This window comes from Pseudomonas sp. PS02303 (assembly GCF_029959925.1).
GTDB lineage: Bacteria > Pseudomonadota > Gammaproteobacteria > Pseudomonadales > Pseudomonadaceae > Aquipseudomonas > Aquipseudomonas mandelii.
On record NZ_JASCOM010000009.1, the window covers coordinates 31,909 to 56,923 of the forward strand.

The 25,015-nt window shown below is 60.5% G+C and carries 28 protein-coding genes and 5 pseudogenes; 2 read left to right on the forward strand and 31 right to left on the reverse strand.

The genetic code is table 11. The annotated features are described in order from the left end of the window. Positions 1–61 precede the first annotated feature (61 nt). A pseudogene (locus tag QMX98_RS04310) lies at positions 62–363 on the reverse strand (MFS transporter); the annotation flags it as partial. On the opposite strand from QMX98_RS04310, the pseudogene QMX98_RS04315 reads away from it, so the two are divergent. Further along, a pseudogene (locus tag QMX98_RS04315) lies at positions 356–514 on the forward strand (cell wall hydrolase); the annotation flags it as partial. The pseudogenes QMX98_RS04310 and QMX98_RS04315 sit on opposite strands and share 8 nt — an antisense overlap. 91 nt (positions 515–605) lie before the next feature. Continuing rightward, entirely contained in the window at positions 606–1,643 is a 1,038-nt protein-coding gene (locus QMX98_RS04320; RefSeq protein WP_282410313.1) for an acyltransferase, read from the forward strand. A gap of 7 nt (positions 1,644–1,650) precedes the next feature. Here the strand turns inward: QMX98_RS04320 and QMX98_RS04325 are convergent. From QMX98_RS04325 to QMX98_RS04470, 30 genes and pseudogenes are all read right to left on the reverse strand, one after another. Then, positions 1,651–2,367 (reverse strand): annotated as a pseudogene (locus tag QMX98_RS04325) (IS630 family transposase); the annotation flags it as partial. Beyond that, a pseudogene (locus tag QMX98_RS04330) lies at positions 2,347–2,460 on the reverse strand (lysis protein); the annotation flags it as partial. The pseudogenes QMX98_RS04325 and QMX98_RS04330, both read right to left, overlap by 21 nt. Then, positions 2,442–3,005, reverse strand: a complete 564-nt coding sequence (locus QMX98_RS04335; protein ID WP_282410314.1) for a glycoside hydrolase family 19 protein — start codon at positions 3,003–3,005, stop codon at positions 2,442–2,444. The gene QMX98_RS04335 and the pseudogene QMX98_RS04330, both read right to left, overlap by 19 nt. Positions 3,006–3,053: 48 nt before the next feature. Continuing rightward, a complete protein-coding gene (locus tag QMX98_RS04340; protein WP_282410315.1) occupies positions 3,054–4,100 on the reverse strand; it encodes a contractile injection system protein, VgrG/Pvc8 family in 1,047 nt (348 codons plus the stop codon). A gap of 90 nt (positions 4,101–4,190) precedes the next feature. Beyond that, positions 4,191–4,397 carry a tail protein X gene (locus QMX98_RS04345; RefSeq protein WP_282410316.1) on the reverse strand — a complete coding sequence of 69 codons (207 nt, stop codon included), beginning with the start codon at positions 4,395–4,397 and terminating at the stop codon, positions 4,191–4,193. After that, positions 4,372–5,217 carry a phage tail protein gene (locus tag QMX98_RS04350; protein ID WP_054048636.1) on the reverse strand — a complete coding sequence of 282 codons (846 nt, stop codon included), beginning with the start codon at positions 5,215–5,217 and terminating at the stop codon, positions 4,372–4,374. Before QMX98_RS04350 ends, QMX98_RS04345 begins: the two co-directional genes overlap by 26 nt. A gap of 9 nt (positions 5,218–5,226) precedes the next feature. Then, positions 5,227–8,193: a phage tail tape measure protein gene (locus tag QMX98_RS04355; RefSeq protein WP_282410317.1), complete on the reverse strand. Its 2,967-nt coding sequence runs from the start codon at positions 8,191–8,193 to the stop codon at positions 5,227–5,229. 150 nt (positions 8,194–8,343) lie between these two features. Then, positions 8,344–8,631 carry a phage tail assembly protein gene (locus tag QMX98_RS04360; protein WP_282410346.1) on the reverse strand — a complete coding sequence of 96 codons (288 nt, stop codon included), beginning with the start codon at positions 8,629–8,631 and terminating at the stop codon, positions 8,344–8,346. A gap of 36 nt (positions 8,632–8,667) precedes the next feature. Next, positions 8,668–8,943, reverse strand: a pseudogene (locus tag QMX98_RS04365) (phage tail assembly protein); the annotation flags it as partial. 14 nt (positions 8,944–8,957) lie between these two features. After that, on the reverse strand, positions 8,958–9,461 hold the full coding sequence (locus QMX98_RS04370; RefSeq protein WP_163910313.1) for a phage major tail tube protein: 504 nt from the start codon (positions 9,459–9,461) through the stop codon (positions 8,958–8,960). Between the two features lie 12 nt (positions 9,462–9,473). After that, entirely contained in the window at positions 9,474–10,640 is a 1,167-nt protein-coding gene (locus QMX98_RS04375) for a phage tail sheath family protein (RefSeq protein ID WP_282410318.1), read from the reverse strand. Positions 10,641–10,744: 104 nt separating this feature from the next. Continuing rightward, positions 10,745–11,170, reverse strand: a complete 426-nt coding sequence (locus QMX98_RS04380; protein ID WP_282410319.1) for a phage tail assembly chaperone — start codon at positions 11,168–11,170, stop codon at positions 10,745–10,747. 12 nt (positions 11,171–11,182) lie between these two features. Then, entirely contained in the window at positions 11,183–12,715 is a 1,533-nt protein-coding gene (locus QMX98_RS04385) for a phage tail protein (protein ID WP_282410320.1), read from the reverse strand. Continuing rightward, positions 12,708–13,316 carry a phage tail protein I gene (locus QMX98_RS04390; protein ID WP_282410321.1) on the reverse strand — a complete coding sequence of 203 codons (609 nt, stop codon included), beginning with the start codon at positions 13,314–13,316 and terminating at the stop codon, positions 12,708–12,710. Before QMX98_RS04390 ends, QMX98_RS04385 begins: the two co-directional genes overlap by 8 nt. 1 nt (position 13,317) lies before the next feature. Continuing rightward, entirely contained in the window at positions 13,318–14,199 is an 882-nt protein-coding gene (locus tag QMX98_RS04395; protein WP_282410322.1) for a baseplate J/gp47 family protein, read from the reverse strand. Further along, on the reverse strand, positions 14,196–14,522 hold the full coding sequence (locus QMX98_RS04400) for a GPW/gp25 family protein (protein ID WP_282410323.1): 327 nt from the start codon (positions 14,520–14,522) through the stop codon (positions 14,196–14,198). Before QMX98_RS04400 ends, QMX98_RS04395 begins: the two co-directional genes overlap by 4 nt. Positions 14,523–14,527: 5 nt before the next feature. Beyond that, on the reverse strand, positions 14,528–14,788 hold the full coding sequence (locus QMX98_RS04405) for a hypothetical protein (RefSeq protein ID WP_282410324.1): 261 nt from the start codon (positions 14,786–14,788) through the stop codon (positions 14,528–14,530). A gap of 52 nt (positions 14,789–14,840) precedes the next feature. Then, entirely contained in the window at positions 14,841–15,374 is a 534-nt protein-coding gene (locus QMX98_RS04410) for a phage baseplate assembly protein V (protein ID WP_282410347.1), read from the reverse strand. A 29-nt stretch (positions 15,375–15,403) separates the two neighbouring features. After that, on the reverse strand, positions 15,404–15,919 hold the full coding sequence (locus tag QMX98_RS04415; RefSeq protein ID WP_282410325.1) for a hypothetical protein: 516 nt from the start codon (positions 15,917–15,919) through the stop codon (positions 15,404–15,406). Further along, positions 15,919–16,578: a hypothetical protein gene (locus QMX98_RS04420; RefSeq protein WP_123512392.1), complete on the reverse strand. Its 660-nt coding sequence runs from the start codon at positions 16,576–16,578 to the stop codon at positions 15,919–15,921. The genes QMX98_RS04415 and QMX98_RS04420 overlap by 1 nt, the downstream gene beginning before the upstream one ends. Then, positions 16,575–16,895: a hypothetical protein gene (locus QMX98_RS04425; RefSeq protein ID WP_282410326.1), complete on the reverse strand. Its 321-nt coding sequence runs from the start codon at positions 16,893–16,895 to the stop codon at positions 16,575–16,577. Before QMX98_RS04425 ends, QMX98_RS04420 begins: the two co-directional genes overlap by 4 nt. A gap of 2 nt (positions 16,896–16,897) precedes the next feature. Beyond that, complete coding sequence (locus QMX98_RS04430) at positions 16,898–17,893, reverse strand: major capsid protein (protein ID WP_282410327.1); 996 nt, start codon at positions 17,891–17,893, stop codon at positions 16,898–16,900. A gap of 62 nt (positions 17,894–17,955) precedes the next feature. Beyond that, entirely contained in the window at positions 17,956–18,300 is a 345-nt protein-coding gene (locus QMX98_RS04435; RefSeq protein WP_282410328.1) for a head decoration protein, read from the reverse strand. Beyond that, positions 18,297–19,451 carry a head maturation protease, ClpP-related gene (locus tag QMX98_RS04440; protein WP_282410329.1) on the reverse strand — a complete coding sequence of 385 codons (1,155 nt, stop codon included), beginning with the start codon at positions 19,449–19,451 and terminating at the stop codon, positions 18,297–18,299. Before QMX98_RS04440 ends, QMX98_RS04435 begins: the two co-directional genes overlap by 4 nt. Next, positions 19,448–20,926 carry a phage portal protein gene (locus QMX98_RS04445; RefSeq protein ID WP_282410330.1) on the reverse strand — a complete coding sequence of 493 codons (1,479 nt, stop codon included), beginning with the start codon at positions 20,924–20,926 and terminating at the stop codon, positions 19,448–19,450. The genes QMX98_RS04440 and QMX98_RS04445 overlap by 4 nt, the downstream gene beginning before the upstream one ends. Beyond that, on the reverse strand, positions 20,926–21,132 hold the full coding sequence (locus tag QMX98_RS04450; RefSeq protein WP_054048667.1) for a hypothetical protein: 207 nt from the start codon (positions 21,130–21,132) through the stop codon (positions 20,926–20,928). Before QMX98_RS04450 ends, QMX98_RS04445 begins: the two co-directional genes overlap by 1 nt. Position 21,133: 1 nt before the next feature. After that, the gene (locus tag QMX98_RS04455; RefSeq protein WP_282410331.1) at positions 21,134–23,155 is read right to left on the reverse strand and encodes a phage terminase large subunit family protein; all 2,022 of its coding nucleotides are present in this window, start codon (positions 23,153–23,155) and stop codon (positions 21,134–21,136) included. A gap of 4 nt (positions 23,156–23,159) precedes the next feature. Next, on the reverse strand, positions 23,160–23,762 hold the full coding sequence (locus QMX98_RS04460) for a terminase small subunit (protein WP_282410332.1): 603 nt from the start codon (positions 23,760–23,762) through the stop codon (positions 23,160–23,162). 166 nt (positions 23,763–23,928) lie between these two features. After that, complete coding sequence (locus QMX98_RS04465) at positions 23,929–24,273, reverse strand: phage holin family protein (protein ID WP_083376222.1); 345 nt, start codon at positions 24,271–24,273, stop codon at positions 23,929–23,931. 189 nt (positions 24,274–24,462) lie between these two features. Then, on the reverse strand, positions 24,463–24,933 hold the full coding sequence (locus QMX98_RS04470; protein WP_282410333.1) for a hypothetical protein: 471 nt from the start codon (positions 24,931–24,933) through the stop codon (positions 24,463–24,465). Positions 24,934–25,015: the final 82 nt, after the last annotated feature.

A 25,015-nucleotide genomic window follows, 5' to 3' on the forward strand; every position in this document is an offset into this window, starting at 1 on the left:
TTAAAGGGGCGGGGGCCAACGCCAGATCCGCTCGCCCAGCGCCCAGCACCTCGCCAGGACTTGCGCTGGCGACAAAACTCTCCTTGCGCAGTAGCACCAGCGCGATCAGCGATACCATGCCCATGCTGATGTAAAGTACCAAGGCGAGGTAATGCCTCTAGTCACCTTGATCAGCTAGGTAGAAATCAACGGTGCGCTACCACCGAATACCGCCACCGGAATATTGTACTCCACCGCGATGCCGGTGGAACGGATTCGGGTGGGCAACAACTCGTTCATCAGCGCGTAAGTCGACGAGGCATACAGGCCGTATAGGACCGCCACCGCCATCAACGGGTAGAAAAACGAAGCATGCGTCGCCGTAGCCTGGACCATCCGCAATCGCGTGAACGACGGCAAGGACAAGTCGTGGTGGGGCTAGGGCTATGTCGGCGTGTGCCAGAAGCCGTACCAGTTCAGCTGCTGGAACAAGAATGATCCGAACTTCGGCTACCTGAGCGGCACCAGGCTGATCACGGCCAGCCGCCCATCTTGCTCGCGCGTAAATTCTTTTGCTCTATCTAAGAAGAGTGATTAAATGGGCTGTTGATAAAAGTGAGACTCTTATGGAAGTACAAAAACGCTTCGAAGGTGCCGACGGAATCAGGGGACTGGCATGCTTGATAGTTCTATTTATTCATGCGCTAGCTTTATTTTTTCCTGGCTCATTGTCAGCGATTATCGGGACAGGGAAGAGCGGGGTTTGGCTGTTTTTTGTACTTAGCGCATTTCTTTTGACTAGCAAGTTTGTTAAGTCTGGTTTTTCTATGTATGAAAATTTTAGTTACTGTGCTAGCAGGTTTCTAAGAATTATTCCGCTGTTTAGTGTTGTTGTAATATTTTATTATTGGCAAGGAATGCTGGGAATAAATACAGCTCAGGATTTGCAGAATGCCTTGCTTCTACGGCAGGGGTTTGTTCACCTATGGACAATTCCTGTAGAGTTCAAGTTTTATGCATTCTTGCCATTTATGGCTTTTTTTCTAATTCAATCCCAGAAACGGCATGGTGATTTCGCCGCACTGTTGGTGGCGTTAGGGATGATTGCCGCTCAGCAATACTTGTGGCCATATTGGGAGTCAGAAGAAGTCAGTGTTTCTCCGCGCTGGTATTTGTCTTGCTTTACTATAGGTTGCTACGTGGCTGTAACGATTGACTTCTATAGAAGGCTGATATCGCCTCGTGCCGCTACAGTGATTGGATTGTCTGTAATCTCGCTAATGGTCCTATCTACTCCCATTATGAGAAATATTGTTTTTGGGATGCCGTTCGATAAGTGGCTAATGAATAAATTTTTGTATGTCAGCTTTCTGTGGGGGGTGTTCATTGCGGCATTAGTTGATGGCAAAGGAATAGTAGGCAGATTTTTCAAGACAACAGTCATGAAGAAGCTTGGTGCATGGAGCTTTTCAATCTACCTAGCTCACTGGCAATTTTATGTGGTTCTTGGCGCCGCCCATACGAATAGTTACCTATGGATGACGATTGGAATGGCTTGCTCAATCGGCTTTGGGGCTATCTTGCACTATTCGATCGAAGCGCCAATCGAAAAATTTCGACACTCAATTCAAAAAAGATTTCGACCAAAGGCTCTAGTGGCTTGAGTGGTGAATCCATTAATTTATTTTTTATCACGCTCAGCTTCGCCTTGTGTACCGAGCTAATGATGGCCTCAGCCGTTTTATTCCACTTGAACGGCTTGGCTGAGTGCTCATTGTGAGCCTCGATAAATTGGCGGATAGCCGCCTTTAGGTCAGCGACGCTGGTGAAGGCGGCCCGGTACAACGCTCGTCTTTCCAACTGCGCAAACCAGCCTTCCACGGCGTTCAGCCAAGACGCGCTGGTCGGTGTGAAGTGCAATTTGAAACGCGGATGCTTTTCCAGCCACTGCTTGATTGCAGCAGTTTTATGGGTCGAACTGTTATTCAGAATCACATGCAGATCCAGTCCGGCTGGCGTGCTGCGGGCAATCTGTTGCAGAAAAGCCAAAAACTTCTTGGCTCGATGACGCTGGGGAATCCGTCAGATTACTTGGCCGGTCATGATGTCGAAAGCCGCGTACAGACTCGCCGTACCATGGCGTTTGTAATCATGCGTCCGGCGTTCAATTTGACCGGGGCGTAGCGGCAGCATCGGTTGAGTGCGATCCAACGCCTGGATATGGGTTTTCTCATCAACCGACAACACAAGGGCGTTATACGGAGGGTTCAGATAGAACCCGACCACGTCGACTAACTTGTCGGCGAAATGAGGGTCGTTGCTGATTTTGAAGGTCTTCAGACGATGGGGTTTGAGGTCGGAAGCGGCCCAGACCTGCCGAACCTGCCACGCCAGCGCGGCCGATCCGCTGGCCAACGCGGCCAGGAGCACACCGTTGGCGAGCATCCGATACGGCGCCGGGGTCAAGTCGACGAGACGCATAGCACCGCCCTCGCCCGTTTCCACAGCTCCAACCGATCATCCAGCCCGTTGAGGCCGCCGTTAATCTTGCGGGTGATAGCCTCGAACTCGTCCCGATCCGCTAGGGCGTTCAGCTCGCGCACCCACCAGAACCACGCGGCCGACTCGGCGGCCCATTGCGGCAGCTCGAGCAACTCAGGAGTACGCAGCAATCGCTCGTCGCCAAACAAGGCCAGACTGCAGCGCAGGTAATTGTTATGGCCGGTCACCTGAATCAGGCCACGACCACGATAGCGCTGGCCATCGCCGTCTGCTGCCGGCGTGTTGCCCAGGTTCGCAGCCAGGTTGCCGGTGTCGTACTTGCTCAAGTACTGATCGCCGCCCAGTTCGCGGACGTACTGCAGTTGCCCCGATTCGTGACCGACTTGCGCCAGGAACGCCGCCTGACGTTTCGGTGTGTTGATCTGCTGGTGGACCATCGCCGCATTCAGGGCGGATACAAAAACGCCCGCTTGGCGACGGGCGTTGGGCATGATGCGTTGCAGTTGTAGTTCAGTGACGGACATAAAAACTCCAGACATAAAAAAGCCGCACTCAAGCGGCGATGGGATGCGCTACAGCTTCTCGACGCTCACAACCTTGAGCGGCTTTTTCTCCTTCTTTTTCTTACCTTTGGATTTGCCTTGTTTGCCGGCATTGCACTCGACCGTGGTCGACCAGCCGGATTGGGTGAATACCTGCTCGACCGAATCTGCCAGGTACTCGCCATCGAGGCCGACTTTAAAGCCCTGAGCGTTGATCGGACGCTCGGAAAAGATGTCCGTCCGGCCGGGCATCTCCAGCCGCACATCGGCGGTCGAGCGATTGAACGCCGCCAAACGCGCCTTGGCGGCCGACTCGGCGGCGCTCTTGTTCGGGTAGATATGCCGGTCGGTGTGCACCGCCGGCAAGCCATCCGGGGCATCGTCGTTGTCGATGGTGACCACCGCCAACTTGCCGTCCTTCTTGTTCTGATGTTTGGTGGCCACTGCCTTGTGCGAGTTGCGATCGCCCAGGCTGAACTGCCAGCGACTGAGGTCGCTCTTCGTCAAGGTGATCGCGCCGAATGCCTTGCCGCTGGCGGTCTGGCCACCTTGACGCGGCATCACCAACAGCTTGCCGTCGGCGACCTTGGCCGTGCAGTCGTATTGCTTGGCCAAGCGCGTGATGAAATTAAAATCGGACTCGTTGAGCTGATCCACCCGGGCGACTTTCGTCATCACCGGGCAAACCGGCTGCCAGCCATTGCGCGCCGCGATGTCGGCCACAATCTTCGACAGCGGCACGTCCTCCCAGCTTCCGCTACGGATGGTCTTGCCACTGCCGCGCATGTCGCTGGCCTTGCCCTTGATCACGATGGTGTCCGGCGGCCCCGACACCTCGACCGTGTCCACTGTGTAACGCCCCAGACGCGCCAGGGATGTTTCGGCATAGCCCAGGTAGATCTCGATAGAGCTGCCACGCCGAGGTAACTGCACCTGGCCGTCACGGTCATCGATGCGCAATTCAAACTCGTCGGAGTCCATGCCCGGCTTGTCAGAGGTGCGCAGCAACAACAACCGATCATTGATCAACGCCGTGATATCGGCGCCGTCGGCCACGATTCGAAAGGTGGGAGTCATGAATTTTGTCCAAAAAAATCCCGCGCAAGGCAGGTCAAAAAACAGAGTGTCGTTACGCGTAGCGCAACGGGCTGCCGGCGGCGTCCGAGGTCAATCCCACAAGCTAATCCCTTCCTCGGTCGGGCTGGGCAGATCCGGTAGCACGATCACCACACCGGTGCGATAGGGCTGGGGTTCGTCCGCCAATCCCTGATTGGCATCAAGCACCGCCTCGGTGCTGCCGTTCAGATGGCCATAAACGTTGTGGCAAATGACATCGAGCATGTCCCCATCAGACGTTCTGCATGTCGTCGCCATAGCGTGCAAACTCCAGAGTGAACCCTTGTTTACGAGGAATCCCGCCGTGCAACAGCGCGCCTTGTTCCTCGTTGATGTTCTTCAAGCACCAGGTCCCGATCACCTCGCCATAGCCCGTGGTCAGGGTCAGCGGCTGCAACCTGGCGCCGATGGTGCGCAACGTGTCGAGCTGCTTGAGGCCACCCTTGAAGCCCGGGTATATCGTCCCTTTGAGGGTTAGTTTTTCCTCCCCCATGCCCACGGCCTGCTGCGCCGGGCGGCGTGACAGTCGCTCCTGGGAAGCCCAGCGGAATTCGGTCGAGCGGCTCAGCTCGTCGAAGGCCGCTGTGTCCAGGTTGAAGTAATAGGGCTGAATCTTCGGGTCGCGAGGCTGGATGATCAGCAAGTGCGGGAACGGCTTCACCGCTTCCGGCGCCGGTGTCGCATCCACCGCAAAGGAACTGGTGGGCACGATGTTGGCCAACGACGGGCTGACCTTGCCGGCGATGTTATTGACCGCTGTCGCCGCCTTGCCCGCCTGTTCCTTCAGCGTCCCCAACCGATCCTGGACTTCGGCGGCGGCCCGAGTCGCACGACCGTACACCGCCACCACCTGGCCGACCTTGGCCTGTGCCGCATCCACGCCACGCATCACCCGCTGCAGCTTGGCGCCAATCGCCGGTCCCACGAACGGGATGTTTTCCAGCTCCGACGCGGCGCCGGTGATTTCACTGATCGCTCCGTTGACCGGACCCAGCATGCCGTCTGCACTGCGTCGCCCGGCTTCCCCCGCCTCGACCAGGTACTTGAGGCCCGATTGCAGCTGCTCCATATAAGCCATGCGGCCTCCTTACAGATGGGGTTCGTCGTACAGCTTGGCGGCATTCTGTTTCGCCGCGTCCGCCATCATGAGCCGCATGTGCGGCATCACTTCCTGCGCAAAACGTTGTGGATCTTTGACATCACCGTTGACCGTGACCGGCATGTTCAGCGAGTACTGAAACTGCTGATCAACCTTGGACGGCACCGGCTTCTCCGGCTCCTTGGGCTGAATGGCCACAGCCGCCGGCTTGGTCGGCGCCTGTACCGCCATGGCGCGAGCGACGTCGCCCAGCGCTGGGCCTTGCGGGGCCGGGGTCTGAGCCATCAGCAACGCGCCGGAGCCGTTCGCCTTATTGCCCTGATCGACCGGGCCAGCGAGCGGCTGAGTCAAGGCGGCCATACTGGGGACCGCCGGACCAGGGCGAGGCCCCACCAGCAACGGCGTCACCAGCGGCGCCGGCTTGCTTTCCGGTTTTTCCTCGGGCTTGTCATCTTCGCCACCAAACAGCGACTTACCCAAGGAACCGCCCAGCGCGGCGCCACCCTGACTGCCAAGGTAGGCGCCAATCAAACCGCCAATGGCGGTGCCAATGATCGGCACCACCGAACCAATGGCCGCACCTGCGGCAGCGCCGGCCATGGTGCCGGCCAGATTGCCGGCGGCCGCGCCATAACCTTCGGCCTTTTCGTCCTGGGTCTTGGCGTTCTCGTAAGTCTCGAACGCCATGGCACCAGCTTCCATCAGCGAGCCGCCGGGGATCATCTTGGCGGCTTTGCCGACCTTGCCGACCGCTTGCACGACTCCACCCAACCTGGCCATCGCCCCGGCCGGAACCGGTACCGGAGGAATCGGCGGCCGTGGAATAGGAACCGGCGGACGTGGCACAGGCACCGGAGGCCGTGGCCCCGGAATAGGCGAGCGCGAAGAACCACCCAGCCGAGACGATCCGGCCCGGCGGCGCGAAGGCGTGCGCCTGGAGCCGCGACCACGTCGGCGCGTTTCACCAGGGCCTTCAGCAGCGCCACCGATGGCCCCCGCGTTAACCACGAAAACCTTCTTGACGCCGTCGTCATTTGAGCCCGCCCCACCGTCCTCATCGCCGCCTGAGGCGGCTTCCTTCGCCAGCGAAACCACCTTGAGGCCGGTCGCGACCAGGTCGAATTTGCCGGCCTTCTTGTCGTCTTTGCCGTCCGCCTTATCGTCGCCGTCGTCGCCATCAGCAGGCGTACCCTTGAAGGCCGCCACTGCCTTGAGTCCGGTCTCTACCAGCGACAGTGCTTTGCCAGCCTTGCCCTTGGGCTCGGCGTCCTTGCCATCGCTGTCGCCATCGGCGCCGTCCTTGGCGTTGGTGACAAAGACCTTTTGCACTTCGCCGGCCTTACCGCCCTTCCCGCCCAACGTGCCGCGTGCCAGGTTGAACAACCCTTTGCCCATCTTGAACGAACTGAACAGCCCCTGAAGCGTGATCAATCCACCACCGACCAATGCGATCCCCGTCACCACACCCGGAGCGCTATCCGACATCGAGGTGATGCTTTTGGTGACCTTGGTCAGCGCCTCGGCCACAGTGTCCGTGACCGGCCGCAGGGCATCACCGATGCTACGCATGGCGTCATCCATCGACTGCGCCATTTCGGCCCACTTCTGCGACGACGACTCACGTCGCTCGCTGAGGTTTTTGTCGAGGATGCCGGTTGCATCACGCGAATCGTTTTTTAGCTGGCTGTACAACGCCTTGTTCTGCATGAAAGCCGACAGTGCGGCCTTGACCTGCATGTCAGCGAACAGGTCACCGGTGCGCAGGGATTCTTCCAAGGAGGCCATCATGGCCTTGGCTTTCTCCGGATCAGCTTCCTTGCTGATCTTGGCCGTCGCTTCGGCCATGGCCGCCGCACGCTTGGGATCAGTGGCCTGAATGTACTTCTGAGCCAGCGCCATGCTGGTTTCCAGCGTGGACATCCCGTTTTGCAAACCGGTCTGCATCGAGCCCTTGTAGTCGATGCCGGCTTTTTTGTAGGCCTGGACGGTATCGGTCGAGCCGATCTTGCCCATCCAGTTTTTCAGGTTGTTCGCCGCTTCATCCGAGCTGCCGGCGGTCTTCATCTGCACCTGCAGCATGGCACCCAGTTGCGTCACCGCATCCATGCCGGTGATGCCGATGCTGCCCATGTTGGCCAACAGTTCGGGGAACCACTTGGCCATGTCGGCCGCTTCAAAGCTGCCCGCCTGCCCTTGGTAGGCGATGGCCTCCAGCGCCTGCTGCATCTGTTTCGGGTCGGTGATCTTGGCGTTTTGCCCCAGGGCGTTGATCATCTTCGCCGTGTCGACACCGCTCGACCCCTGCCCCACGACAAACTTGGCCGCGACCGGCGCGTACTCCAAGGCCTTGCTCAACTCCATGCCGGCGCCAACCAACTGGTTGACCACGTCGGCGACGTCGTTGCGCGCCATGCCGGTATCGCGCGAGGTATCGATGATCTTGCGCGACATCTCCTGTTCTTGTGGCTTGTTGGCAATCCCGGCCTTGATCGCGATGTCACGGACAATGGCGCCGAAGTCCGCACTGACCTTCGTCGGCACCGCCATGGCACCGACACCGACCACTGCTGCGCCGACCGCACTCCTCATGCCGGACTTGCCGGCATCGAGCTGCTGATAACCTTTGGCTTTAAACTCGGCCTTTTTCGCGGCTTGGCCCATGGCCTGATATGCCTTGCCCAGCCGGCCGACCTCGACGCCCTGTTTTTTCAAACTGTCGAGATTCGAATTCAATCGGCTGAGGAGTTTGGATGCCCCGGCGGCACCACTGTCGTGAGCCTTCTTCCATTCATCACGCAGGCGAATGGTGTCGCCAATCGTGCGCTGCAGTACGCGCGCCTTGTTGCCTTCCGCTTCGAGGCGCTTGATGCGCCCCGTCACGTCTTTGAACGCAGCACCGACCGTCGAACTGACGGCGCCGCCAATCACCAGCCCGAGGGCGATCTTGTTCGCCATGTTATGGCTCCCCGTTGCACAGCATTACCGGTAGCGGCTCAATCCGTGAGCCACCAGACCATCTCGGCAAAAGGCATCGTCTGAATTTCGGAGGCGGAAAATCCGGTTTCCGCCGCCAGACGCTTCGCCGCCATTTTCATAACCCCGGGATCAAACCCCGTCGTCGTGCACCAGGCGAAAATAGCCGGCCTGCAAGCGGTAGTAGTCCACCAGTTTCAGGCCCTCCAGATCGGCAATGCTGGCACCGGTCAACTCAGCAAACAAAGTCAGCTCGCGCTGTTCTGCATTGCCACTAGCCGCCCGATCCGCCGCCCGCACTTCGCGCACGGTTGGGGAACGAAGGTTCAACACATCAAGCTTTACCGAACTGACTTCGCTCGGGCACGACAGCGTCACCTGAACGTTGTCCGCCCCGACCGACAACCAGGCCGGCAGCATCGTCGGATCGGTGAGTTGCGGTACCAACCGCGAGTAGCCTTCCTGCAGGCGGTGGTAGTCCAACAGCTTCAGGCCTTCAATGTCCTTGAGGCCCATCTCGGTCAGACCGGCAAACAGCATCAGCTCGCGTTGTTCGGCATCCCCTTGCGCCGCGCGGTCGGCGGCACGTTCCTCGCGCAACGTCGGCGAGCGCAGGGTGACTGTATCGACCTGAACCCCGTTGGCTTCGCTGGGACGCGAGAGGGTCACGACGGCGTGTGTGGCGGTGACCAAAAGCCAGGACGGCAACGCTTTTTCAACTTGATTCATCATCTGGATCTATTCCCTTAGAGGCCGAGCGCGTTGCGCACGTCGAGGAGTTGGTCTTTGCCGTCGATCACCTGCACACCGGCGACCATATCGATTTCGTACATCAGTCGACCGTCGATTTCGAGCTTGTAGTAAGCGACCGCGATGGCGTGTTTAATCTCGGCCGGATCACCGGCTTTCCAGTCGCCCAGGTCGACCTCTTTGAGCCGGCCGCGCAGGGTGGCGACCACGGCCGTCACCGCGCCCTTTTGACCCTTGAAGGCGCCACGGAACGTCGAATTGAAGGCCGTGCCATCGGCGAGCCCGAAGAACTTCAACGACTCACGACGTACGCCCTTGGTAACAAAGGACGCCTCCATTTTTTCCAGGCCCTGGTCCATCTCGATGGCACCGGCCATGCCGCCGCCGCGATACTCGTCGGTCTTGGTGGTCAGCTTGGGCAGCGTCAGGCTCGGCACGTCGCCGGCGAAGTTCACGCCGTCAACAAACAGGTTCGTGTTAAACAAAGTTTGAGGAATCATTGACTAGGCCCCTTAGGCTGCTTCGAGAACTTCGGTCATCCACTGATCGGTGACTTCGAAAAGGAAATTCGGGTTTTCGGCCGGCGGCACGTCGGTGAAACGGATGCGCCAATACACTTTGCCCTGGGCAATTTGGCTGGCCGTATTCAGCTCGGCGTCCGGGAACACTTCGAAGTTGATCACTGCGCCTTCAGCCACTCGGTCGCGCATGAACGCCTCCAGGCCGTCCGTCACATCCTTGACGTAGGTCTTGGTGATCGAGCGGTCAACCGCCCATTTGTGACCGGCTTGCACCGCATCCATGAGGATGAACAGCGTGCGCACGCGGGTAACGAACGCCCATTTCGGATCACTCGACAGCGTGCGGTTGCCCCACAGGCGATAGCCGTCGTCGCGAATAATCGTCGCGATATTGGCGTTGTTCAGCAGGTTGGCCCGGCACGTCGCGTCGCCGTCCAAGTACTCGACAGCCCGGGTCGTGCCGGTGATACCGGTGAACTCCTTGTTCGACGGCGAAGCCCAGAAGCCATATTCCGCATCCGTCCAGGCGAACAAGCCCGCCACCCAGGCCGAACCCGGGGCATCAACGGTCTGGCTGAGGTCGGTGTCCCAGTACTGCACGCCTGGGTCAACCATGAACAGGTTGCGGCTGCCAAAGTTATCGGCGTAGGCCATGGCCGCCTCATCGGTGGTGCCCGGCCCATCGATAATGCCGATGGCGCGCAGCTTCTGCGCCAGGCTATCGAGCGCGGTGGCCACCGCCTGCTTAGCCGTATGCCCCGGTGCGATCAACAGCCGCGGCTGGGCGTTGAACAGGCTTTTGCCATCGAGCAAAGCCTGTAGACCGGTGCGCTGGCCGGAAGCCAGAACCCCGCCAATGATCGCCGAGGTTTGCAGCGCCGCATCTTCCAACTTCGGCACGCCGATGGCGACAATCACCGCCTTGGCCTTGGTATAGATCGCCTTACAGGCTTTGGTAATCGCTGAGTCAGCGCCAAAGGCGGCAATGGCTTCGCGCTCAGAGGTGATCAACTTCAGCTCACCAGCCTTGGCCGTACCACCGCCAAGAACGCCCGGGGCGAAGGTATCGCACAGCCCGATGATGGAAGACGACGGCAGCGAGATAGTGCGTGCGCCCGTATCGACCACGGTGGTGGTGACGCCGTGAAAGAAACTCATAACGTTCAATCTCCAGAAACGAAAAAGCCCCGCTTAAGCGAGGCTGTGAGGGGTGTTCGTGTTACGCGTAACGGAAAAGAAAAAGCCCCGTCAGTGCGGGGCGTTTATTGAAGCGGGCCGGTCAGCCAACCCGGGGCCACCGGGCGGTGATCCACCAGGGGAAACTCGGCGCCTTGCGGCCAGTCGCGCAACTGGCGCCGGTAGACTTGCAGCTCGGCGTATTGCTCAGGCGTGAGAGTGGTTGGAATCCCCTCTTCCCGCTCATCACGATGGCGAGTCACGACGCCATCCGTGGCGGCAAGCTGAACATCACGCCATGCCCGCTCTACCTCCACGACCACCTCAGGCGGTTGCGGTGGCGGATCAATCAAAAACGGATAGCCATCATCGCCCCAGGTAATCACCTGGCCAGCGCCTTGCCCCACCATCAGCTCGGCATGCGCCTCAGTTGTGATTTCCACCACGTCGCCCGGCATAGAGTCATGAATCAACGGATCGTAAAAACCAAATGTTGATTTTGAAGCAAACATAAAATCCCCCCTTTAGTAACCACTGACTCGGTAATTCCCCGCCTGAGTGGCTGCGGTCGTGGACTGATTCCAGACGCGCACCTGGCTCGCAGACACACTTTGAAAGTTAACCCCAGGAAAACCGGCCGCAGATGCGCCACCTGTTACGGCAAATCCCGTGGCGGTGGTCGGAAAAGCCATATAGAACGTAATCAGCACAGAACCACCCGCAGGAATAGCCGGGATAACGCCCCACTGATCGACATACCCGGATGGGCTTTTCTGATACCCGCTTGGCGCAAGTACCGCCAAGAATTCATTGGAGTACTTCAATGAGGAAAGACCTTCCTCAAGCACAAAGTAATTGCCGCCAACTGCGATAACAGCGTTAGAGTTCAACTGTATTGTGAAACTTGAAAGCGCTACGGAGAACGCCGCGATATTGTCAGTGCCCTGGCGAACTGCTGTTACTGGCCCCCCTGATGCGTTAAAAATATAGAACTTTGACCCTACAGCGCAGGCTGAATAAGCAGGCAGGGTTAGCGTCCCAGAGCCCGAAAGCACAATGCGACTGCCGGCCATCGCGGGGGTAATTGTCGCGGGCAAAGTAAGTGCTGTCTGACCACTAAAGTTACCCTGAGAGCGCTGCACGAACTCCGTGTTAGCCAGCAACTTGGAGTTGTCGAACTGAGCCGGGGTATTCGCCGTGGGACTGATCAGGGCCGGCGCGTTGATTGGAGCAAAACCTTGCGTCACGTTCTGGAACGTCAACGACGTGGTGCCGAGGACAATCACTCCATCCGTGACCAACTGCCAACGGGTGTCTGCCAGCGTGGCGCCCTGCTCGACCGACACCAACAGCGCCGAGGTCACCTCGGCATTGGTATCAGCATCCGCCGACCGCGCCCACACGCCCGCCGCCGCGATATACAAACCGTTGTCCTTGGCCACCGTCTGGTTTTTCACCAACACCCGATCACCGGCCGCCAGCGCGATGCCGTCGATGGTCAGCAGACCCGCCAACGCGATGTTGACCGTGGTGGCCACGCGCACAGACTGCTTGTTGTCGAGCTTATAAAGCTCTTCCATGATCCGTTGATCAACATACTCGCGAGTCGCCAGCACCACCGCCGGGTCAATCTTGAGCGTGATGTTGCCGGAGCTGGACACAATGAAATTCATCCGCACCACTTGCGTGCGGCCGGAGCCTTGCGACAGCAATGGCTTGAAGCTCGGCGCGCAGTTGGCCACCGCCACCAGATCGCCGTCCGCGTCGTACAAACCGATTTCGCGAATCCAGCGCCCACCCTCGTCGGCCGGGATAATCTGCTCGGCGATAATCACCGCCGGGTTGACCGGGTCCACCCGAAGCTGATTCAGCGGACGGCGGCGCCATTCGTTGATCAGTTTGGTTTGCAGGCGATCCGGGATCGGGTCGGTGCCGTTGGCATCGCCCAACGCCATTTCGGTGATCTTCCAGGGAACACCGAGCGCGTCAGCGTTCGCCTGCTTGGCCTCCCCCACTTTCGTGAGGATGGCGAAAAACTGAGAATTCACATCAACCATGGTAAATATCCAGAGTATCTATCGAGTGTTCACGCCCGACCACGCCGATGGTCCCGGTGACCTCGATGTCACGCATGACCGGCGGGTAAACGTCGATTACGTCGCCCTCGTACAGGGCAACACTGATGTTCAAAAGACCTTGTGTTTCGAGGCTGATCGCCAGCCCCGTCAGGTGCCGGGTGACGGGCTTGGCGTCGTCAATCAGCCGCTCTAGCTCCTGATACATTTCCTCGGTGATACCCGTGTCGAGAACGCCGACCTTCAGTGCGAAGGTGCCCGGCACGCCCATCGGCACGGTGTTGAACCACTCGATGATTTCGATCAGGTAGCCCAGGGGCTCGACCACCCGACGCAACGCACCGATGGTCCCCTTGTGGGCATGAATGTAGTAAGAGGCCTTGATGGCGGCGCGCTTGGTCGCCTCGGTCCATCGGTAGTCCCAGCGATCCACCGACCACGCCCACGCCAGATGCGGCAGCAAGTGCACCGGGCAGGTATCGGCGTTGTAAAGGTCGCGCAGTGGGACAATCGTTTTCTCGAAGAACGCCGCCTCCATAGCCCGTTCCAGTTGCGTGCTGTTGATCGGCAGTAGGCTTTTCATATCAGCCCGCCAGCGTCACGGTGTAGCCCGTACAGAACGCCGCCTGCGCCTTGGTCGGGGCCAGGTCCTGCCAGCCGACCAGCTCAACTCGGGACACACCGGCAACGTGCAGCTGCGCATCCACGCCGGAGCGCGCCACCTCAACGCCCAGTCGTTTGCGCGGATTGATCCAGGCCGCCAATCGACTTTTCGCCTCGGCCAAACTGGCATCCGCTTCAGGGCCGGCGCTGGCCATGTGCAGAATCGCGCTGATTTGGTAGGGGATGACCTGGGCGCTCTGCACCGTCACACGATCACACACCGGCCGCACGTCATCGTCATTCAGCGCGGCGGTCACCGTGGCCAGCAGCTCCGGCGGTGCCACGCCTTGCCCGTCCAAACCCAGCACCGTGACCGTCACGTAACAGGGCGCCGGGCTTTCGGCCGTGGCATCCGCCACCAGCCCCGAGGCGTTGCGCGCATGCAGGATGTAGCTGTTACGCGGCCCGGCCGTGGTCAGCCCCTCATAGGCCAACTGGATGCGCTCGCGAAACGGGTCGTCGTCTTCTTTGACTTCCGGCACCGGGGGCACCGCCAGCAGATCCTCGGCCTGAATGACCAGGCGCTTCAGATTGACGTTCGCGCCCAGGTGATCAAGGTCGCCCTTGATGGCGTGCGCCAGCAAGACCGCCTTGCCGGCATCATTGACCCGGGCACGGTTGACGACCTTGATATACGCGCCGACCTCCAGCACCTTGACCACCGGATCGCTTTCCAGTGCGGCGGTCCAGTTGCCGCCCATGTACCCGCGAAAGACGCCCAGGTTTTCCTGATATGTCTCTTCGAAGTCCAGCGGCTCCAGCACGGTCGGCGCCGGCAAGGACGACAGATCCACGATACTCATACGGCTACCTCCAGCGTGACGCCGTCGCCCAGGTACTGCCCGACGATCTTCAAGTTGATTTGCCCGCCGATCACGGAAAGGACACGCACCTGATCCAGTTTCAAACGCGGCTCCCAGCGCCCAAGGGCACGAGCGACTTCCGCCTGTACGGCGCTTTTCCAGCCCTCATTGACGGGCAAGTCCACAAACCGCCGCAACTTGCTGCCGTACTCCATTCGGTGCCGGCGACTGCTTAACGGCGTGCCCAGAATGTCGGCGATGGATTGGCGTAAGTGCGCGATGCCGGAAATGGGCAGGCCGGTCTGGCGGTCCATTCCGATCATCTACATCACTCCTTCAGCGGCTTAAATTCAGCGTGGGCCTTCAGGAAGGCGACGGCCTCGGTATCGGTTGGCAGCACTTCGGCCAGCCCCTTGGCCACCGGCAGCGTACGGCCGCTGGCTGGAATGATCAGGGTGCGCGACGTGTAAACCTGATCGCAGAATTTCAGCAGTTCCGGTGTCGCCGATGCAGTAAGCAGCAGCGGTTCCCGAGGCGGTGATGCGAACGCTGGTTCGTCGGAGACAAGTGCGTCGACGGTCTTGGCCATGTTTTCTCCAGGCATGAAAAAGCCCGCACTGGCGGGCTGTCGTGGATTGAAATTAATGCGTGTGGTGGTTGCTGTTACCGCCGGCATCGATAATCGCGCCGGCACTGGTGATGCCCTTCGTGACGTGCAACGCGCCGTCGATGATCACCGCCGCTTTGAGGTTGATGTTGCCGGTGGTCACGTTCACGGCGCTGTCTGTAATAACCGCTTCAGTGCTGGCGACTTTGATGGTCACCGTGCCGCTCGGCAGGGTGATGCTGTAGCTCTTGGCCTGCCAGTCGTAGACCAGCGAACCACCATCATCAAAGCGCCAGACTTCCACGTGATCGCGGTTATCCGGTGGAGGACCGGCATTGCCATACAAGCCTGGGATAAACGTGCCTTGTGCCACGTCACCGCTGGCACTGACCAACGTCCCCTGCTCCATCATGGACGGCGCACGCCAGTGCCTGGCCTTACCGGCCGCGATGCTGTGCCAGCGCACCCAGGCGCTGACCCACTCGCCATCCGAGACGCGGCACACCGGCGGCGATGCGGCCAAATCCACCGCCACCACATAACAAGCCTTGACCACCCCAGCGAGCATGCGGTCATGCTGGGCGCTGGCGTAGCCGCTCACAGGTCCTCCGCTGGCACAAAGTCCGCTTTGACGTCTTCGTTAAACCCAAACAGCAGCATGCCCGGCGGCTGATCAGGCCAAGGCCACTCCTCGGGGCCGACATACACCTGTTGCGTCCACTCCACCAGCCAAACGGTGTAACCATCCAACACCGGCTGCGTCCAGTCTTGCAGGGCCTGAACGAACTCGGCGGGTTCGACTGGCAAACCCCAGGTCTGTGCCCGCAGAATCACGGCGAGCTGGGTGGCCAGTTGCACCGCCTGCTGCTGATGAAGGGGCCGGATCGGGTCGACAATGATGCGCGCCTCGAACTTGCACACCAACGTGGTTTCGCCCGTGCCGATATCGACCCCCGGCTCAATCTCGGCCAGTTCCAGAAACACCGCCGGTAACGCAATGCGGTCTTCGATGTTCGGCCAGGCACTCACGGTCTGAACCCCTGGCAGATGGGTCACCAGGTGTTGCTCGATCGCCTGGTAAAGCTGATCCAGGCTAAAAGGTTGCTCAGCCATTAAGCGATCCTCTTGAGGTATTTCTGCAGCTCAAAGTTGAGCTCCTGTTTCAGGATCTCCAGCAGGCGCTCATCAGCCTTTTGCACCCAACTATTGAAGTGTGGTCGAGCCTGCTCCAGCGAGACTTTGGCCTTGGCCAGGGGAAAACGACTGCCGTGTTCCGCGACCCACCCCGAACTCGGCCCACGACCGGGAGACACCGTGCTGTCGGGATAATCGTCCGCGTTGAAATGCTTGCTCGCGGTGCGAATCCAGATGTCCGGTTTGTTGCCGTAGACCTTCTTCAGGAACGCCCCCTGATACCGTCGCCCGGCTACCGATACGCCGCTGCCGGTCTGCCGCGCTCGGCCGATCCGGCTGGACTCGATGGCGTTCAAACCGAACCACAATTTGCCGCTCGACGCCCCACCGGACACCGGGTAACTGCGCAGCCGTTGACGCACCGCCGCGACGGCAATGCGCTCCTGCCGACTGACGGCCCGGGCAATGTGCGTGCGCAACCAGCCCAACGTCTTGTTGATCGCGCGGCGGTGCGCCGTTGCCGCCGCCTTGGGCACCAACTTGGCAAAGTCCTGAAACGCCTGCAGGTCTGCGGCCGACGACTGAATGGAGATCATCCCGCCGCCGGCCGAGGGTTTGAAATGGCTACCGACACTCATGGGCGTAACCTCAGGATCAAGGCGACCAGACCGTCGCCGCCCGGTTCCAGCTGCAGCAGGTCGTAATCGCCACCGCCATGCAAGGCCGGCAAATCGATGCTGACCAGCAGCCCGCGCACAAGGCCGTGCGAATCGCTGACGCGGATCTCGAACCGAGGCTCACGTAAGCCGGTATTGAGTTTGCCGAGCTTCGGCTGCAACCAGGGCGCGGCGAACATGCCGAACACCGGTTCTTCGCGACCCTCGATCCGAGCCGTGTCGCCCAGCGTTTCGAACACCACCGCGTCGACCTCGGCGATCAGATCGCGAAAACTCACGGTCAGAGCTCCAGCAGGATCTGGGCGCGAGGTCGGGTGCACAGGTGCAGCGGGTTGGACTGCGCCTCACCGGCCATGCCCTTGCCGAACTGCATCGGCTCGATTTTGCTGTAGTACGGGATGCCCTGGGTGTTGACCGTTTCCATGTAGTCGGCCGGTGCGAATACCGAGATGTACAGATCCGGTACGCCCTCAGGGACCAGCAGCGCCTTGTCGTCATGGACGAACGACACACCGGCCACTTTGCCACGGTAGCGTTCCCAGGTAATGCCGCCGAACTCGAAACTTTCCCGTGCATCACCTCGCAACGCTGCAGCTTGGAGCGTTCCTTCATAGGTTTTAACAACCGCTTTATGGGCGATCAGCTTGCTCCAGAAGTTCTTGCCGCAGAAGGCGCGAGAACTGGTGCTGGTCACGGCGCCGAGCGCGTCTTCTTGCATATCCAGCGCTTCGAGGCACTTCACCCGTAGTTCCGTGCTTTGATCCACCAAGCCCATGGAGAGCTTTTGACGCTGCACACCGAAGCGGTCATACAGGTCCAGCAGCACGGTCGAACCATCGGCATCAAGGATCAGACCGTTGAGCGCACCCATGCGCTGGAACTCGTGGGTCGCGTCCAACTGACGGCGCGCTTTGGCTAGACGGGTATTGACCACGTCCTGCACCGCCTGCAACTCGGTGCGCGTACCAAAGGCGCGAATGCCCTGGATCTCATCAGCCTTGATGGTGAAACGCTCCGGCAGGTGCACGGTGTTGAACGGGATCAGGTTGCGCTTGCTGGCCGCAACCACCAGGCCAGAGCTACCGCGCTCACCCGCCGGTACCAGCGCCAGGGTGTCACCGTCCTTTTCAATCTGGACGGTCAGGGTGGTGATGCCTTCCTCACGGAACAGGCCCAGGGCGCTGATGCGACCCGGCAGGTAGGGTTGATCGTTGAGGGCAGCAGTCAGCGCGGTAACGGTAAACGCTTCGTCGTCAAAAATGGCGATCTCGGCCATGGGTACTCTCCAGAAATGAAAAAAACCGCTCAAGGCAGGTTGGGTAAACGTGACTAAAGGTCCTAGCGGACGATCAGGAAATGAGTGGCCAGGTCTTTTTCGGCCTCAGGGTCCAACCCGGTCAGGTGCACTTCGCTGACCTCCGCCAGGCGCACCACGGCACGACCACGGCGCACGATGTCCGACTCGCCCAACGGCCCGTAAAGGATCGCCACAGCAGATTGGGTACCGTCTTCAGCGGCCGGGGCATACGGCGCAAACTCGCCCGAGGCCGTCACCAGACCGAGGACTTGGCCCGGGTTCAGCGCAGGACCGGCGGCGACATTGATCGTTTCCCGAGAAATGTTTCCGGCGCCTTCGGACAGCAGAAACTCACCCGCGTGGATCGGCTCTTTTTTGATGGTCATGCTCTTGCTCCTTTTGCGCCGTGCGCGGTTCCAGATTGGGCCGCTTGTCGCGAAGCCCAGATCGAGGTGGGGTCAGGTTGTTTGGCCAGCACCTTCGGTGCCGGGTCGTTGTCCAGCGGCAGGCTGTTGTCGATTTCAAAGCCCTTGCCGCTGGTGACGATCTTGTCGAACAGACGCGCGCGAACCGCTGCAGCATCCAGCCCCGCCGCGACGTATTCGGCGCTGAACTCCGGCAAGCGGGCCGCCACGCAGAGGTCATTAACCGCCTTGGCGCGGGTCAAGCCGGCCAGGACGATCTCTTCGCTTTCGAGCTGGGTCGAACTGAGCAGCGGTGCGACCAGGTTGCTGATGCCGCCCTCCGCGCAGCGCTGGGTGATCATCAGCGCCAACTTGGCCGAGTCGACTACCGGCGGCACCAGCGGCGGTTCGATTGGTTCCAGGTCCGGATCTTCTTCAGGTGGTTCGTCGAGCTGGGCCAGCAACTCAGCCGGTGCGTGCTGGTAACGCTGCAGTACACCGCCCTGCCCGAGGCACGCCTTGACCTTGATCCCGTCGCCGACTTCATCGGCCAGGCCCAGGGCCACGGCTTCATTGGCGGTCAGCCAGGTTTCAGCGGCGACCAGCCGCCGCAATTCGACCTCATCGATGTCCGGCGCTTTGGCCTTGTACGCGGCAATGATTGCTTCCATCGTCTGGTCAAGAACATCGGCCACCTTGCGGAAGTCTTCGGCATCGCCGGCCGCATAGGTCCAAGGGTTGTGAATCATCAGCATGGCGTTGGCCGCGATCACGACCTTGTGGGCGCCGCACACCGCCACGCTGGCGGCACTGGCGGCCAGTGCATCAATCCGCCCCGTACAGCGTTCGCCCAGACGCGACAGCGCGTTGTGCATGGCCAGCCCGTCGAATAGGTCGCCGCCAATGCTGTTGAACGCGGCGACCACCGGTGACACACCGTCGTCCATGGCGCGCAGGTCCTGCACGAATTGATTGGCGGTAATGCCCCAGCCGCCAATCTCACCGTAAACGAAGACCTCAATCACCCGCTCGGCGGCCTCGCCGCTGGCCTGCACGGCGTACCAGGTTTTGTCCTGAACCTCTACGCGCTGGCCGGCGCGGTTGTAAATGCGCGGTCGCGCTTGTTTGCTCATGATTGCTCCTTGTCGTCGATTGGCTCGACGGCATCCAGGGTGTTGTAGTTGAGGCCCAATGCGGTGGCACGCGCCAGATCGGCGGCGTTTTCCAGATCGACCGTTTCGGCGTCGTAGCCGGTGCGCAGCACCATCTCGCTACGCGAGGCAAAGCCGGCCTGCACTTCCATCCGTCGAGCCTGCACGTCCTGGACTGGCTGGATGTACGCCCAGCCTTGCGGCACCCAACGGGTACGCAGGTAGTCGCGGCGTTTCTGCGCGTAATCGCCCAGCACCAGGACACCCGACAACACCGCCATGTCCATCCAGGCCGCGCGCACTGGGCGACAGAGCTGGTGGACGTAAACGCTGAACTGCAGTTGTTCCAGGCGACGCCGAAACTCGTTGAGCACCACCCGTAGCGCCCGGTCGTTGATCCCGCGCATGTCGCCGGTGAGAATCTCGTAAGGCGTGCCGGAACCGGCGGCTGCCGCCATCAATTGCTGGCGCATAAAGTCCGGATAGTTGTTGCCCGCGTCCGGCGGCTTGGAGAATTCCACCTCTTCACCCGGCCCCAGCTCCTGCATGGTGCCGGGCTCCAGCGCCACCATCGGCGTAAACCCGTCGCGATCCAGGCTCAGCGGCGCGCCGGTCACTGGATCTCTGGGAACCGGCCCAGATTCCGGCGTGGGCCGTTTGATAAAGCCGGCAAACAGGTTGGCTACCTCTTGGCGGAACAACACCGCGTCATCGTAGTTGTCGAGACTGCGCAGGCGCTTGAGCACCGGTGACAAGCGCGGCACCCCACGCAGTTGGCCGGGTTCGACCGGTTCGAAGATGTGCAGCACTTGAGCAGCCGGTACGCGCACCAGTTGGTTGAAACCAGCATTCAACGAAGCCGCATCACGCGGATGCGACAGGTACATCCAGTACGCCACCCGCTTGCCGCCGGGAGTGAACTCGATGCCGGCGCGGATGACGTTGCCGTTTTTGGTGGTCTCGAATTTGTCGTGCGGCACGAACTCCGGTGCCAGGATCTGCAGCTGCAGCGGAACCGCCAAACCTTCGTCCAGGCTGCGCGGTCGCAGCCGCACAAAACATTCGCCCGAGGTTTCGACGGTGCGCGCCACCAGGGCCTGCTGGCCGTAGAAGTCGGTACGATCATCCGCATCCGATTCATCGACCCAATCGCCCCACAGCTCCTGCAGCAACTTGCGTAGCGCATCGTCGTCAGTGGTCGGCCGAGGCGTGATGCCCGTGCCGATCAGGTTGCTGACGCGCTTGTCGATCACGTTGAAGGCGTACGGGTCGTTGCGAACCGCAGCCCGAGAGCGCGAGCGCAGGTTGCGCAGTGCCGGGGTGTTGATGCTGTTGATCCCGTTGTCGGGAGCATCCCAGCCAGTGGAGCGACGGCCCTCTCCGGCGCCTTCGTAACTGGCCTTGATGTTCGACGGCAACACGAATCCGTTACGGGTTAGCGTCGGATAGCGAGCCATTAGAGTCCTTTGCCCCCGTGGTACAGCCGAACCGCACGCGAACGGGGTCCGGCAGCGTTGACCAGTGACGAACGAATCTCTTCGCGCGCCCTGAGCAGTTCGTCGACGGTGCGGTATTCCACGGTACGGTCGGTGTAGCGCACGGTTTTTTCACCGCGAGCAATGGCTGCCTCAACCGCGTCGAGGTGCTTCTGGGTAAATGACATATCAGCGTCTCTTCAGGTAACCGCTGGTGGAGCTGCGGCGTTGAGGTGGCGATGCAGCCGGTCGTGATTGCACGACCGGAGCAATGGATTGCGGAGCCGATTGCGATGCAGCAACGGGGGCTGCTGTTCCAGTGATGCGTTCGCCTTGAACAGGCTTGATGCCCAATGCGTCGTCGAATAGACCAGACTGCGCCAGGGACTGACGCACGCGCTCCCAGTCGTGTTCCTTGTAACGGTTGAGGCCCAGGTAATGCGCCATGGCCAGGCAATACACCATCAGGTCGAGCGCTTCGTTGCGTTCGGCCTTGCCCTTGACCCATTCGATGCGCTTGTGACCGCGCACGTAGCGCGCGACCTTGCGCTCCGCGACGCACTGGTCGAAGAAGTCGTCCGGCAGGTCATTGGCAAAGTGCAACGCGCCCGGCCCTGACTCGAACGGGTAGCGGTTGTAGATCCAGTCCTTGGCCGTGTCGGTACCAACGAACCACAGTTCGGCACCGTTGCGTTCGGTCTGGCCTTTCCAGGTCACGTCGACCATGGACGGGCGTTGGGCAATGACCGGCTTGCCGGGCTTGCTCGCACCTTTGATGGCAAACACGTTGCGCCAACGACGTACCCGGCAGAACTGGTAGACCTCATCGGTGTGGTGACCACCGGAGTCGACGGCCACCGCCAGAATACCCAGAGCCACACCGCAGGGATGGCGGTATTTAGCCTTGAGCAATTCGTCCAGCGCCGCCCAGGTGCGTTCGTCTGCGGGATCGCCGGAGACCACCTGGTAGTCCACGACCCAACGCTCCATGCCGACGCCCCAGCCCATGGCCATAAACTCCAGCCGGTTGGCCTGAACGTCGACAGCGCCGGTGATCATCATCACCGCCGCTGACAGCGAGCCAAGGGTATAGCCTTCCAACCGCGCCCGCTGCCTCAGGACGTCGGCTTTGGTCTGCTCTTGAGCCGCGTCCCACACCTTCGCCAGACGGGTGTTGTAGAACACCTGCATGGGCTCGAGATCGCCTTTTACCTGGGCCTTTTTCGCCTTCTCGAATTGCTTGGCCAGCGACTTCCAGTCCATCCAACCCAGCGGCGAATACAGCGCGTTGAGGTGGAAACCCACCGTTTCGCCGTCGCCCTCGGCATGGGCGCGCCACTCGCCTTTGGCGAGCATTTCGCCCTTGTGGTACTCATCGATCAGCACGTCACAGTCCATCCCGGACGCCGCGCACTTGTAATGGACTACGCTGAAGTCGGCCGAGTAGAGAAGGTTTTCCCACTCAAGCACCTGCATGTGGCCACAATACGGGCACGGCACGTAGTAATGACGCTGGTCACTGCCGTCGAACAGATCAGAGATTCGCGAGGCCCCCTTGATCGTTGGCGAGCTGGAAAAGTAGAACTTGGCGTTACGGCCAAAGGTACTGCCCCGGGTTTCCGCCAGTTCGATGGGGTCGCCCTCCTCGCCGATGTCCACTTCCCAGCGGTCGATCTCGTCGCCATAAACATATCGCGCCGACAGCTCTGACAAGTTGGCGGCCGAGCCGGCGGTGGTGACGTATAACGTGCCACCCTCGAACTCCTTGGTGTCCATCGTATTGCGCGAATCCCGCGAGCGGTTGGCCGCCACACGTTCACGCAGCACCGGCGTAGCCTTGATGGTTTTGCCGATCCGCGAGGACACCCGCTTGGCCAGGCCGAGGCTCGGCAGCAGCGCCAGGATATTCGACGGCGCCATGTGCATAAGGCCGCCGATCCAGTTCAGACCGATCTGGGTTTTCATCAACTGTGACGCGACCATGGTGATCACGCGCTTGCAGGGGTGAGCGGGCGACAGACAACGCATCGGCTCACGGGCATACGGTGTACGCGAGGTGCGATATTGGCCCGGCTCAGCGGCGCCGGTGTCACGCGGGATCCGCATGTACTCATCGGCCCACTGATCGATCCAGACATCCGGGTCAGGCCGTAGCCCACGGAAATACGCCTCGCGGTACACCTCTGCACCGTCAGGAATTTCCGTGGGCATAGGCTTAACTCGTGGTCAGTGCGTGTTCAAGGTCCGCTGAAGACATGCGTTCGGCGTCTTCCAGCGAGCGGCGAATCGCCGCCGTGAGGTGCTTTTCGATTTCCCAAGGGTCGGTCATCGACGCCAGTTCCGGAGCCAGTTGCGTCGGCATCCCCAGCAGTTGATCGCGCAGCATGCGACCGGCGTTGTAGGCACCGGTCTGCACCGCCGCCATGGCCACCAGCGAGCCCTTGGCCTTGTGCAATTCGATCTCAGCGAGCTGCGCCAGGTTGTGCTCGCGCAGTGCGCGGGCCTTCTGGAAGTCGGGGAGCTGCCCCGCAGGGATGATCGCGAGCTGCGGCGCAGCCGTTGAAGTCGGCTCGGCCTGGCTGGATAGCTGGCTGTAAACGTCACGCTGAAGCCGGTCTTGGTGGTGGCGGTCAGCGACAGCGGTTTTGCTGGGGTCAGCGGTGTCGCGAATCAACGCTTCACTGGCCGTGACATCGACCTGTTTCCCGTCGGCGGTCAGCACCAGGCGGTTGTTGTTTTTCAACCAGGTGATGTAGCTGGGCGCCCTGCCGATCCGAGCCGCGAAGGCGCTCTTTGACAGGTACATTGGTTCTGTCATAAGCCCTCCTTTTCAACGGCTTTTCAATGGAACCTTTCGATTTCAATGGATTGAATTTCAGTAAGCTGGCAACCCTGCCGCTAACACTTTCCCGCGGGTTTCCGACCCCGTACCCCCCGAATAACCCCAGGGTCCCCGGCGGTTTTCGGCGCCCCGCCGCGATTCGTCACCCCTGTTCGCCACTGGCAGGTGGCACTTCGGAAACGCCCAGCCGCTTGGCGGCCCAGCGTTCGTAAAGACCGATGGCGACATCAGCGCCGGCCATCGCGGTCAGGCAACCCAAGCTGCCCGCCGTCCAGATCGTCATGCCCGCGCCGATCATCAGCATCATCGCCGACACCCCGCAGACAATGCAGGCACCGGACCGAAGCGCCAGTCGCCGCAGCAACGCCCAGCCCCGTGCACCGTCCTTGTCGGCTCGCCACATTTCACCGGATACGCCACCGACTAAGGCCAGGACGATAACTAACCAAATCGGCATCTCTGCCAGCGCTTGCTGCTCATTTGTCATGTTGTGCCTCAAGTGGAAGAGCGCGCCAAACACAAAAAGAAAACCCCGCCCGAGGGCAGGGTTTTCAGTGTCGTGGCGCTTGCCAGGACGGTGCACAGCACGTGCTCGGGGGAAGCGCCGAGGCGCAGAATTCATATCGTGGTGACTTTTTACCCCCTGAGTACGGAACCGAAAAGAGGGCATTTTCGGTTAACCCGCTCGACGCAACTTTGACGCAACTTTGAGGAGACTTTGAGGTAAAACGCCCCGACCAGCGGTTAGCCACTTACGTGCATCTTTGCGTTCAGCCAGCACCTCAAAGAGTCGCACATGAAGACTGTGCACAAGGTCGTAGTAGGTTTGCTTCGCCTTGGACACATATCCCAGTTCATGCATTTGCGAAGCCCAGGTTGGTGCAGGGTCGTAGCCGTAGCGCAAGACCGCCAACTGTTGCAGCCTTTCTCCCCGTCCATCTTGTCGAGCGATCTCGGAAAGAGCCGCACCGATTTCCTGAGCAACTGCATCAGGCCCCGCACCAGCCCCCATAATGATCCGCGATCCGGGAGTGCCGCGCGGTGCACATCCGCCCCACTCCATGATCGTTGCCATCGGGCTACCCATCCCCCCCACCTCGCCATTACTCCGAAGTTGCTCGCCCCAGTGCTTCAGCAGCACTTCCATTGCCTCGATCATCGCCCTACCCCCCGAAAAACCGAACCCAACACAGAAAACCCGTTACCCAACACAAACCCAACACAAATAA

What these genes read in the sequence shown, in the direction of transcription:
- QMX98_RS04375 (WP_282410318.1), bottom strand. Translation starts at nt 10,640, where the DNA reads ATGAGTTTCTTTCACGGCGTCACCACCACCGTGGTCGATACGGGCGCA.
- QMX98_RS04340 (WP_282410315.1), bottom strand. Translation starts at nt 4,100, where the DNA reads ATGACTCCCACCTTTCGAATCGTGGCCGACGGCGCCGATATCACGGCG.
- QMX98_RS04350 (WP_054048636.1), bottom strand. Translation starts at nt 5,217, where the DNA reads ATGGCTTATATGGAGCAGCTGCAATCGGGCCTCAAGTACCTGGTCGAG.
- QMX98_RS04455 (WP_282410331.1), bottom strand. Translation starts at nt 23,155, where the DNA reads ATGCCCACGGAAATTCCTGACGGTGCAGAGGTGTACCGCGAGGCGTAT.
- QMX98_RS04320 (WP_282410313.1), top strand. Translation starts at nt 606, where the DNA reads ATGGAAGTACAAAAACGCTTCGAAGGTGCCGACGGAATCAGGGGACTG.
- QMX98_RS04435 (WP_282410328.1), bottom strand. Translation starts at nt 18,300, where the DNA reads ATGACCATCAAAAAAGAGCCGATCCACGCGGGTGAGTTTCTGCTGTCC.
- QMX98_RS04465 (WP_083376222.1), bottom strand. Translation starts at nt 24,273, where the DNA reads ATGACAAATGAGCAGCAAGCGCTGGCAGAGATGCCGATTTGGTTAGTT.
- QMX98_RS04415 (WP_282410325.1), bottom strand. Translation starts at nt 15,919, where the DNA reads ATGGCTGAGCAACCTTTTAGCCTGGATCAGCTTTACCAGGCGATCGAG.
- QMX98_RS04355 (WP_282410317.1), bottom strand. Translation starts at nt 8,193, where the DNA reads ATGGCGAACAAGATCGCCCTCGGGCTGGTGATTGGCGGCGCCGTCAGT.
- QMX98_RS04450 (WP_054048667.1), bottom strand. Translation starts at nt 21,132, where the DNA reads ATGTCATTTACCCAGAAGCACCTCGACGCGGTTGAGGCAGCCATTGCT.
- QMX98_RS04380 (WP_282410319.1), bottom strand. Translation starts at nt 11,170, where the DNA reads ATGTTTGCTTCAAAATCAACATTTGGTTTTTACGATCCGTTGATTCAT.
- QMX98_RS04420 (WP_123512392.1), bottom strand. Translation starts at nt 16,578, where the DNA reads ATGAGTGTCGGTAGCCATTTCAAACCCTCGGCCGGCGGCGGGATGATC.
- QMX98_RS04385 (WP_282410320.1), bottom strand. Translation starts at nt 12,715, where the DNA reads ATGGTTGATGTGAATTCTCAGTTTTTCGCCATCCTCACGAAAGTGGGG.
- QMX98_RS04405 (WP_282410324.1), bottom strand. Translation starts at nt 14,788, where the DNA reads ATGGCCAAGACCGTCGACGCACTTGTCTCCGACGAACCAGCGTTCGCA.
- QMX98_RS04440 (WP_282410329.1), bottom strand. Translation starts at nt 19,451, where the DNA reads ATGAGCAAACAAGCGCGACCGCGCATTTACAACCGCGCCGGCCAGCGC.
- QMX98_RS04370 (WP_163910313.1), bottom strand. Translation starts at nt 9,461, where the DNA reads ATGATTCCTCAAACTTTGTTTAACACGAACCTGTTTGTTGACGGCGTG.
- QMX98_RS04400 (WP_282410323.1), bottom strand. Translation starts at nt 14,522, where the DNA reads ATGATCGGAATGGACCGCCAGACCGGCCTGCCCATTTCCGGCATCGCG.
- QMX98_RS04430 (WP_282410327.1), bottom strand. Translation starts at nt 17,893, where the DNA reads ATGGCCGAGATCGCCATTTTTGACGACGAAGCGTTTACCGTTACCGCG.
- QMX98_RS04390 (WP_282410321.1), bottom strand. Translation starts at nt 13,316, where the DNA reads ATGAAAAGCCTACTGCCGATCAACAGCACGCAACTGGAACGGGCTATG.
- QMX98_RS04395 (WP_282410322.1), bottom strand. Translation starts at nt 14,199, where the DNA reads ATGAGTATCGTGGATCTGTCGTCCTTGCCGGCGCCGACCGTGCTGGAG.
- QMX98_RS04335 (WP_282410314.1), bottom strand. Translation starts at nt 3,005, where the DNA reads ATGTCCGTCACTGAACTACAACTGCAACGCATCATGCCCAACGCCCGT.
- QMX98_RS04445 (WP_282410330.1), bottom strand. Translation starts at nt 20,926, where the DNA reads ATGGCTCGCTATCCGACGCTAACCCGTAACGGATTCGTGTTGCCGTCG.
- QMX98_RS04410 (WP_282410347.1), bottom strand. Translation starts at nt 15,374, where the DNA reads ATGCTCGCTGGGGTGGTCAAGGCTTGTTATGTGGTGGCGGTGGATTTG.
- QMX98_RS04345 (WP_282410316.1), bottom strand. Translation starts at nt 4,397, where the DNA reads ATGGCGACGACATGCAGAACGTCTGATGGGGACATGCTCGATGTCATT.
- QMX98_RS04360 (WP_282410346.1), bottom strand. Translation starts at nt 8,631, where the DNA reads ATGCTGCCGGCCTGGTTGTCGGTCGGGGCGGACAACGTTCAGGTGACG.
- QMX98_RS04460 (WP_282410332.1), bottom strand. Translation starts at nt 23,762, where the DNA reads ATGACAGAACCAATGTACCTGTCAAAGAGCGCCTTCGCGGCTCGGATC.
- QMX98_RS04470 (WP_282410333.1), bottom strand. Translation starts at nt 24,933, where the DNA reads ATGGAAGTGCTGCTGAAGCACTGGGGCGAGCAACTTCGGAGTAATGGC.